At 68.8% G+C, this 8,550-nt stretch carries 7 protein-coding genes; 2 read left to right on the top strand and 5 right to left on the bottom strand.

What is annotated here, in order from left to right; all coding sequences use genetic code 11:
• Positions 1 to 145: 145 nt before the first annotated feature.
• The 5 genes from VFK57_13915 to VFK57_13895 form a co-directional block, all read right to left on the bottom strand.
• A complete protein-coding gene (locus VFK57_13915; GenBank protein HET7696805.1) occupies positions 146 to 1,258 on the bottom strand; it encodes a hypothetical protein in 1,113 nt (370 codons plus the stop codon).
• Positions 1,251 to 2,975: a sugar transferase gene (locus VFK57_13910; protein ID HET7696804.1), complete on the bottom strand. Its 1,725-nt coding sequence runs from the start codon at positions 2,973 to 2,975 to the stop codon at positions 1,251 to 1,253. Before VFK57_13910 ends, VFK57_13915 begins: the two co-directional genes overlap by 8 nt.
• 168 nt (positions 2,976 to 3,143) lie before the next feature.
• Positions 3,144 to 4,292 (bottom strand): NDP-sugar synthase, encoded by a 1,149-nt coding sequence (locus tag VFK57_13905; protein ID HET7696803.1) that lies wholly within the window; start codon positions 4,290 to 4,292, stop codon positions 3,144 to 3,146.
• 168 nt (positions 4,293 to 4,460) lie between these two features.
• Positions 4,461 to 4,700, bottom strand: a complete 240-nt coding sequence (locus VFK57_13900) for a hypothetical protein (protein HET7696802.1) — start codon at positions 4,698 to 4,700, stop codon at positions 4,461 to 4,463.
• Between the two features lie 9 nt (positions 4,701 to 4,709).
• Positions 4,710 to 5,138 (bottom strand): SgcJ/EcaC family oxidoreductase, encoded by a 429-nt coding sequence (locus tag VFK57_13895; protein HET7696801.1) that lies wholly within the window; start codon positions 5,136 to 5,138, stop codon positions 4,710 to 4,712.
• A 537-nt stretch (positions 5,139 to 5,675) separates the two neighbouring features.
• Between VFK57_13895 and VFK57_13890 the strand changes: the two genes are divergently transcribed.
• Positions 5,676 to 6,779, top strand: a complete 1,104-nt coding sequence (locus VFK57_13890) for a sigma 54-interacting transcriptional regulator (GenBank protein ID HET7696800.1) — start codon at positions 5,676 to 5,678, stop codon at positions 6,777 to 6,779.
• A 121-nt stretch (positions 6,780 to 6,900) separates the two neighbouring features.
• Complete coding sequence (locus tag VFK57_13885; protein HET7696799.1) at positions 6,901 to 8,547, top strand: M20/M25/M40 family metallo-hydrolase; 1,647 nt, start codon at positions 6,901 to 6,903, stop codon at positions 8,545 to 8,547.
• Positions 8,548 to 8,550: the final 3 nt, after the last annotated feature.

The raw sequence follows: 8,550 nt of genomic DNA, 5'->3' as shown, positions 1-8,550 counted from the left end.
TCGCGCTGCATGTTGACGACCTTGGCCGCGTTGACGACGCCAATCTGAAACGGCCGGCGCTCGGCGACGGCCGCGTCGACCATCGGCAGCACGTCGTCCATCCTGACGGCCGCGACCGGGAGACCGAACAGTTCGCTGACGGGGGTCACGAGCGGCGATCCTGCACCCGCGCCCAGGCGTAGAGAAACCAGCCCCAGTGATACGGCCGGTCTTCATAGTCGATGATTGCCGGGGGGAAGAGCACGTCCACGCCAGGTGCGCGCAACCGGGGATGGAGCATCGTGCACGCGGCCTGGAGGTACCGGGTCGCCTTCATCGGCTCGCGGCGCGCCACCTTGCGCCACAGCATCTGCGCCGCGTCATCGATCAGCGTTCCACCGTTCAGTTCCGGGCTCGCCTCGAGCCAGCGCAGCCCGCGGGTGATGTGGTCGCCGAACGCCTCGCCGCTGGCCTCCTCGACCGCGCGCAGCGCCATCGGGCCCATCGCGTCCTGGTGGATCGCGTAGACCGGGTAGCCCTCGATGACGCCGCCAGTGCGATGGTCGTAGTGCCACCACCACTGGCCGTCGGTTCCCTGCAGCGCGCAGATGCGCCGCGCGCAGCGCACCGCGGCGTCCAGCGCGGCGCCATCGTGATGCTTCCCCGCGTAGCGTGACAGCGCGAAGATCGGATAGACCTGGTCGGCGTAACAGGCCACGTGCGATCGCGCGCCGGTGCCGCCGGCGACGTGCGCGAAGATGCCGGCGCTGCCGTTCCACGCCCGCATGAGTGATGCGGACAACTTCTGGCGCAAGGCCGGCGCTGCCGTCCCGCCGTCGATCACCGACGCGGCCAGCGCCCACGCGAGTTCAACCGTCGGGTGCGCGGCCTGCGCGTCGAGCAAGCGCTCGACGTGCGGCCATGCGCCTCTGGTATCGGCGCCGATCGCACTCGCCGCCCACGCGATGAGCGCGGCATCGCCGAGGTTGCGGCACGCCGGCAGGGTGTCGACCAGCGTTCCGGCCATCTGCCGCGGGTCGAACGGCAGGGACCACTGGTCCAGGCCATCGGCCGCGACACCGATGATCGCGATCGCGGTATAGCGATCGCTGATCCCCGCCGGCGCCTGCGTGCCATTCTCGAGGCGCACCGTGAACACGCACCGGCCGGCCCGCCGATCGTACATTCGTGGCAGCGCCGCGTGCGCCAGCCGGCGCAGCCGCGCGAGCAGCGGCGCGGCGGGATCCACGGCCGGCGGCGCGGCGTCGAGCTCAAGCACTTGCGGAGTCATAGGTCGCCTCAGAGGGGGATAAGTCCAGGTCGCCGGCGGCGCGCAGCGCGGTCGCCGGCAGGACCCGCGCGGCCGGAATGCGCTTGCCCGTGGTCAGCGTCACGCACGTGGCGACCACGAGCCGCAAATCGACCATCAGCGAAACGTTGCGGACGTACAGCAGGTCGTAGTGAATCCACTGGTGGAAGTCGCCCGAGTTGCGCTCGGCGCGGCACACCTGCCACAGGCCGCTGATTCCCGGCCGCACCGAGAGCCGCGCTTCCCGCCACGGGATGCAGATCTGGTTCTCGCGGAAGGGCGAGGGGCGCGGCCCGATCAGGCTCATCTCGCCGACGATGATGTTGAACAGCTGCGGCAGCTCGTCGAGGCTGAGCCGCCGCAGCCAGGCGCCCACGCGGGTGATGCGCGGGTCGTGATCGATCTTGAACTGCGGGCCGTCGACCTGGTTGGTCGTCAGCATCTCCCGCTGTTTCGCGTGCGCCCCGACGATCATCGTGCGGAACTTCCAGCAGCGGAACGTCCGCCCGCCAAGGGTCTCGCGGATGTCGCCGTAGAACACCGGGCCGCGCGACTCGAGCTTGATGATCAGCGCGATCAGCAGGAGCAGCGGCGATAACACCAGGACGGCCAGCGACGCCAGGCACGGCTCGACGATCGCCTTGAGCCGCGGGTAGAGCGCATCCTTCGCCGTGACGCCGGCATCGACCGGCATGTGGTCGATGCTGATGGCCTCGTCGCCGCCATCGAAGTCGGCGCCGATGCTGGCGGTGCCGGCGAGCACCGAGTGGCGGTGCATGCTGTCCGTCGCGACGCGCGCGCCCGGCGCGAGCAGGCACTGCGCCACCACCGCGCGGGCGCCGACGCGCGCCGCGCGGCCGATCACCGTCGGGCCAATCACCCGGGCGCCGGCTTCGACCAGGGCGTCGTCGTGCACGCACACCGAACCGACCAGCTGCGCGGTGGGATCGACGACCGCCGACGCGGCGATGACCGGCGAGCTGTGCGCCGAACCCGCCGCGCGCAGGCAGTACTCCGAAAGATGCAGCAGCGCCCGCGGGTTCTCCAGGTTGAGCGCGCCGGGCACCAGCGGCAGGTCGCGGCTGGGCACGCCGCGGAGCATCAGCTCGTGGCGGAGCTCGCGCAGGTCGGCGAAGTTCGAGCAGTCGGCCGCCACCAGGGTGGCCGCCGGCACGATCGAGCAGGCGATGCCGCGCGTGAAGGCCCAGGTGTGGGAGTCGTAATAGCGCTGGATGCGGCGCACCCGTCCCGCCGGATCGAGCTGCACCCGCTCGGTGGTGCCGCCGGGATTTTCTTCGAGCGCGACGATGTGGATCGCGCCCGACTGCGGCTTGCTCAGCTCCTGCGCGATCGACGACCAGTCGATCGGCGCGAGCGGGAAGCACGCCGGATCGATGATCACCAGGAAGTCCTTCAGGTCGTAGCCGCCGAAGCGGGCCATGAACTCGTGCACCGGCAGCACGTCGCGCACTTCCCGGCAGGCGGCGCGAATCGCCGCCGTATACGCCGGCGTCGTCGGGAACGTGGCGACGACCGAGATCGAATCCTGGCAGACCTGCTCGAACCGCGCGTGGAGCTCGCAGATCAGGCTGCCGCCGGCGACGGGGGCCAGCAACAGCGAGCTGCGCCCGGAGTCGTCGTCCAGGTACGCCGGGCGTCGATCGAGCAGGGCGGGGAAGATACCCACGGTAGTCTGCGTGGGAGCAAATTACGGCCCGCCCAGCCATTTCGGGGGCAGCCGCTAAGTGCGTGAAAACCGGTGTCTTTTGGCGATCTCGGATCCGTGACCCGCGCCAGGACGACGAAAGTCATCCACGGGGGAGACCAATGTCTACCAATTGCCGGGGTGAGACGATCAGCGGAAGGCGAGGCCGCGCGCGTTGACCGCCGGTTCCATCGCCGGGTGCGGCGCGACGACCACCGGGTCCTTGGCTGGCGCCGGCCGGACGCCCACCTGGATGGCGCCGACGAGACTGGCCCCGGCCGCCACGCTGACGCCGCTCGCCAGCACCGAGCGATCGACCGCAGCGGTCTCGCCGATGGTGCAGTGGTCCCACACCACCGATCGCGAAATCAGCGCGCCGCGTCCGACGACGGAGTGCGCGCCGATCGAGGCGGGCCCGACGATCACCGCGTCGTCGTGGATCTCCGCGCCGCGGCCGACCAGCACCGGGCCGACGAGCAACGCCGACGGGCTGACGTGCGCGCTGGGATGGATCGAGGGCATGCCGTCGAGCGGCGGCGCGCCGAGCGGATCCAGCTGCTGCGTCGAGCGGGCGATCGCGCGATGGCTGACCGCGAGATAGGTCCGGGCGTCGAGCACGCGCGGGCAGTGACTTTCGGCTTCGCTGGTGACCACCAGCTCGCCGGCGGCGTAGAGCCGCGGAATGAGCGACTCCTTGATGTCCTGGTAGCCGGCGGCCGGCACGTACTCGAAGGCGCGGCGGCTGAAGATATAGAGGCCGGTGGGGACCAGCCCGGAGCCATACAGCCCGGTGGGGACGAGGCTGGTGCCGCGGGCGGCGTTCGACGGCTGCACGATCACGGTGAGCGCGGCGCGCGATTCCTGGTGCTCGAGGAGCACGCGCAGCAGGGAGACGTCGGGAATGGTGGTCGCGTCGGCGACGACGAAGAGATCGGCGTCGGACGCCAGTGCGGCGTCGCGGGCGCTGCCGGCCGCGCCGCGCGGCGACGGATCCTCGTGGAAGGTCAGCGCCGGCAGCAGGTGCTGCACCGGGTCGAGATGCTCGCGCAACTGGGTCGCGCCGCCGTTCGCGCAGATGGTGACGCGCGACGCGCCGGCGGCGCGCAGCCAGCGCAGCGGATGCGCCATCAGCGGCAGCTGGGCGACGGGGAGCACGGGACGGGGCAGCAGCTGATCGAACGCGGTCCGGCGCCACGCGTGCGTTCCCGCCAGGAGGATCGCATCGAAGGCGAAGACATCCGTCACCGACGCGTGGTCGGGCGAATGGGTCACGGGCTCGCGCACAAGAGACGTCAACATGTTTTGCAGGGTGCCCCGTTACAGGACAGCGATGGCGCTAGAGCAATGGTCGTTCCCGGCTCAACGGGGACTAAGTGCCCGTAACCACCGCAAAAAACCTCCACGTCCGCCGAAAGGTCGCCGAAACGGTGCACTAATGTCTGCCGTTCGGCGCCCCGTCGGCGCCGATTACGATCTTTTCATCGCGCCGCTGTTGTGCAGCGCCGCGGCGGCATTGCGCGCGTTCTGCTCGGCGGGCGTCAGCACGCCGGCGTGCGATTGCTGAAAGAGCTTCTGGCTCGAGGTGCGGATGCGCAGCGTGTAGGCGAGCGGCGTGTCGACGAGCATGGCGTTGACGGTCGCGAGCAACACGGAAGCGAGCCGCTCTTCCTCGGCGGCATCCAGCGACGAAACGAAAATGATCTCCAAGTGATCTCCCTACTGAGCCTGAAGCGAGCCGGCGCGGCACGCGGCGATCGACCATCCCTGTTCGTGACGGCGCATGACGGCCGTGAACGGCTCGTCACCCGCGGGCAGGGCGCGGCCCGGCGCGTCGACGCGCGGGCCGAAGGTGAGCGTGCCGTCGACGATCGCCATGTCGGCCTGCAGGAAGCGCACGGACGTCAGCGCGCACTGCAGGGTGCGGTGGCAGTTGCCGGCGCGCTGCGCGAAGGCGCGGGCGAAGGCGCGTTCGAGCTGCGGCCGTCCCTGGACGACGCGGCCGCCGCCCGCGAGCAACCGATGATCGCCATCCGGATCGAAGACCGCCGCGACTTCCCGCACGTCGCCGCGCTGCCACGCGTTCGAGAATCGTGACCACGTACTCTTGATGGCGTCTTCTTCGCTCGGCCGTGTTGCACTGGCCAACATCACTCACCTCCCCGGATTTTCGCGGTGTGACGGGAGTCCCGCCGGCGCTGGAATTGTCATGACGTGTGCCACCCGGAATTCGCGGCATTCCTGCGAAAGCGGCGATTCACCTCGGTGGTTGACACCTCGTGCGCTGACTTTTGTCGCCCGTACGGGTACGTAGCTGAACCGCCGTTCAACGGCAGGCGCGATCGCATTGTTCGGTTTGCGCTAACCCGTCGTTATCTCAAACGAACGACGGAACGGCCGAGGCCAGCGAGGCCGCCACTTGACTTTTTGCCGAGCTTGTTGTTCGAGACTGTCTGGAAACAAAACAGTAAGATTTTTTTCGGGTAAACACGACACATTCTGTAAATGATTGCAATGTATATGTTTAGAGAATGCGCTCGGCGCCGTTGCACAAAGACAGTGCAAAATTTGCCTGAATTTGGCTTGACCAGAGCTCAGTCGGGTTGGTATAAATTCGTCTCCCCACAACGTCGTCCGCGCGGCACCTCGTGTGGCCGGCGTGTGGCTCAGTCGGAGTGATTGCAAATGATTCTGGGCTCCTGCGAACCCATCAAGCGTTTGAGAGAAGACATCGCCTACGCGGCGCGGGCCGACGCGAAGGTGCTCATCACCGGCGAGAGCGGTGCCGGCAAGGAACTGGTGGCACGGGCCATCCACGACGGCAGTGCCCGGTCCAGCGGGCCCTTCATGACGATTAACTGCGCGGGGATTCCGGAGACCCTGCTCGAGTCCGAGTTGTTCGGGCACGTGCGCGGCAGCTTCACCGGCGCGTTCCGCGATCGCCCGGGCCTGCTCGAATCGGCGCGCCGCGGCACCGTCTTCCTCGACGAAGTGGGCGAGATGAGCCTGCGCATGCAGGGGCTCCTGCTGCGCTTCCTCGAGACCGGCGAGATCCAGCGCGTCGGGGCCGACCTGATGGTGCAGCGCGTCGACGTCCGCGTCGTCGCCGCGACCAATCGGCCGCTGAACCAGGACATCGAAGAGAAGAGATTCCGGTCCGATCTGTACTATCGGCTGAACGTGATTCACCTTGTAGTGCCGACCCTGCGCGAGCGCCGCGCCGACGTCCCGCTGCTGATGAAGCACTTCGTCGAGTCGTATGCGCGGCGCTACAACACCGTGCCGTGCCAGTTCTCGGACGAAGCGCTCAGCCTGCTGACCGCCTACGACTGGCCGGGGAACGTCCGCGAGTTGAAGAACACCGCGGAGCGCCTCGTCGTCCGCCGCCACGCCCTGGTGACCCCCGCGGATCTCCCCGCCGAGGTCCTCAGCGCCCATCCGGCCGCCGCCGCCAGCGAGGCCGCCGTCGACACGAGCCGCAACGGCACGCGCGACGAGCTGCTCGCGCGCCTGCTCGAGGGGCGCGAGTGCTTCTGGTCGGTGGTCTACGATCCATTCATGTCGCGCGATCTCACCCGCGACGACATCCGCGCGCTCGTCCGCGCCGGTCTCGAGCGGACCAGCGGCAGCTACTCGGCGCTGCTCCACCTGTTCAACATGGAGGCCGAGGACTACAAGCGCTTCCTCAACTTCCTGACCAAGCACCAGTGCCACATGCCGTTCCAGAACTTCCGGATGGCCAGTGTCAAGCGCGCCGCCGGGCGCGCCGAAGAACGCCGAACGGCGTAACCGCCTCAGCTTTCAGCCCTCAGTTCTCAGTTCTCAGTTCTCAGCTCTCAGCCGGGAGCTGGGAGCTGGGAGCTGCGAGCTGGAAGCCGAAAGCTGATACTTGCGTGCGCTAGAATCGCGCATGCTCCGCCGCTCCGCCCCGCTCGCCGTCCTCCTCGCCGCGTTCCTCGCCGTTCCCAGCGCCCAGACCGAAAAGCTCGACTACGCCGCCATCGGCCAGATCCGCGACGAAGGTCTCAACCGATCGCAGGCGATGGAGACGCTGTTCTGGCTGACCGATCGCTACGGTCCGCGCGTCACCGGCTCGCCGGGGATGGAAGAGGCCGGCGCCTGGACGATGAAGAAGATGAGCGAGTGGGGCTTGACGAACGTGCGCCGCGAGGAGTTCGACTTCGGGCGCAGCTGGTCGATCGTCCGCTTCAGCGCGCACATGATCGAGCCGCGCGTGCAGCCGCTGATCGGACTGCCGAAGACCTGGTCGCCGGCGACGGACGGCGCGGTGACCGCCGACGTCGTCCGCGTCGCGATCGCGGGCGAGGCCGACCTCGCGAAATACCAGGGACAGCTCAGAGGGAAGATCGTGCTGGCGCAGCAGGCGCGTGCCGTGCGCATGCTCGAAGGGCCGTTCGTCGTCCGCATGGACGGCGATCTCGCGCGTGAGGCGGAAACCACGCCGGTGCCGGCGCCGCGCGGCCGTCAGGGAGGCGGACGCGCCGTCGACGAGACGCCCGGCGAACCGCCGGCGGGCGGCGGCCGCGGCGCTGCGGGAGGCCCGGCACCGGGCAGCCAGCAGTTCCTCGTCAGAGTGCAGCAGTTCTACAAGGACGAAGGGGTCGTCGCCGTGTTCGATCGCGGCAGCGACGCGGACGTCGCCAACATGGGCAGCAATCTGTCGGTGAATCAGCAGCGCCACGACGGCGGGACGATCTTCCCGGGGACCGTGAGCCGCACGGCTCCGGCGGGCGTGCCGCAGGTGACGGTGGCGGTCGAGCACTACAACCGGATGGTGCGGCTGCTCGAGCACAACGTGCCCGTCAGAGTGGAGCTCGACGTCAACGCCGCGTTCCACGAGAACACCAAGGGCTTCAACATCGTCGGCGAGATCCCGGGAACGGATCTGGCCGGCGAAGTGGTGCTGCTCGGCGCGCACTTCGATTCGCACTCCTTCGCCACCGGCGCGACGGACAACGCGACCGGGTCGACCGCGATGCTCGAAGCGCTGCGCATCATCAAGGCGCTCGGCCTGAAGCCGCGGCGGACCATCCGCGTCGCGCTATGGGGCGGGGAAGAGCAGGGGCTGCTGGGATCGCGCGCCTACGTGCTGGCGCACTACGGCGATCCGCAGACGATGACGCTCAAGCCGGAGCACGCCAGGCTGTCGGCGTACTTCAATCTCGACAACGGCACCGGGCGCATCCGCGGCATCTGGATGCAGGGCAACCTCGCGGTGCGCCCGCTGTTCGCGCAGTGGATCGCGCCGCTGGCCGATCTCGGCGTCAGCATACTCGGGCCGCGAAGCGTGGCGTCCACCGATCACGTGGCATTCGACAATGTCGGCCTGCCGGCCTTCCAGTTCGTGCAGGATCGGCTGGAGTACAACTCGCGGACCCACCACTCGAACATGGATACGTACGATCGCGTGCAGCGCGAGGACGTCATCCAGCAGGCCACCGTCGCTGCCGTCTTCGCCTACAACGCCGCGATGCGCGACGAGAAGCTGCCGCGCAAGGCGCTCCCCAGACCGGCGCGGGCCGCCGCCGCCCGCTAGACG

The organism is Vicinamibacterales bacterium (assembly GCA_035699745.1).
In the GTDB taxonomy this organism is placed as follows: domain Bacteria; phylum Acidobacteriota; class Vicinamibacteria; order Vicinamibacterales; family 2-12-FULL-66-21; genus JAICSD01.
Note: the sequence above shows the minus strand (reverse complement) of the source record. Positions and strands in the feature narration are given on the sequence as shown.

What these genes read in the sequence shown, in the direction of transcription:
- VFK57_13905 (HET7696803.1), bottom strand. Translation starts at nt 4,292, where the DNA reads ATGTTGACGTCTCTTGTGCGCGAGCCCGTGACCCATTCGCCCGACCAC.
- VFK57_13885 (HET7696799.1), top strand. Translation starts at nt 6,901, where the DNA reads ATGCTCCGCCGCTCCGCCCCGCTCGCCGTCCTCCTCGCCGCGTTCCTC.
- VFK57_13890 (HET7696800.1), top strand. Translation starts at nt 5,676, where the DNA reads ATGATTCTGGGCTCCTGCGAACCCATCAAGCGTTTGAGAGAAGACATC.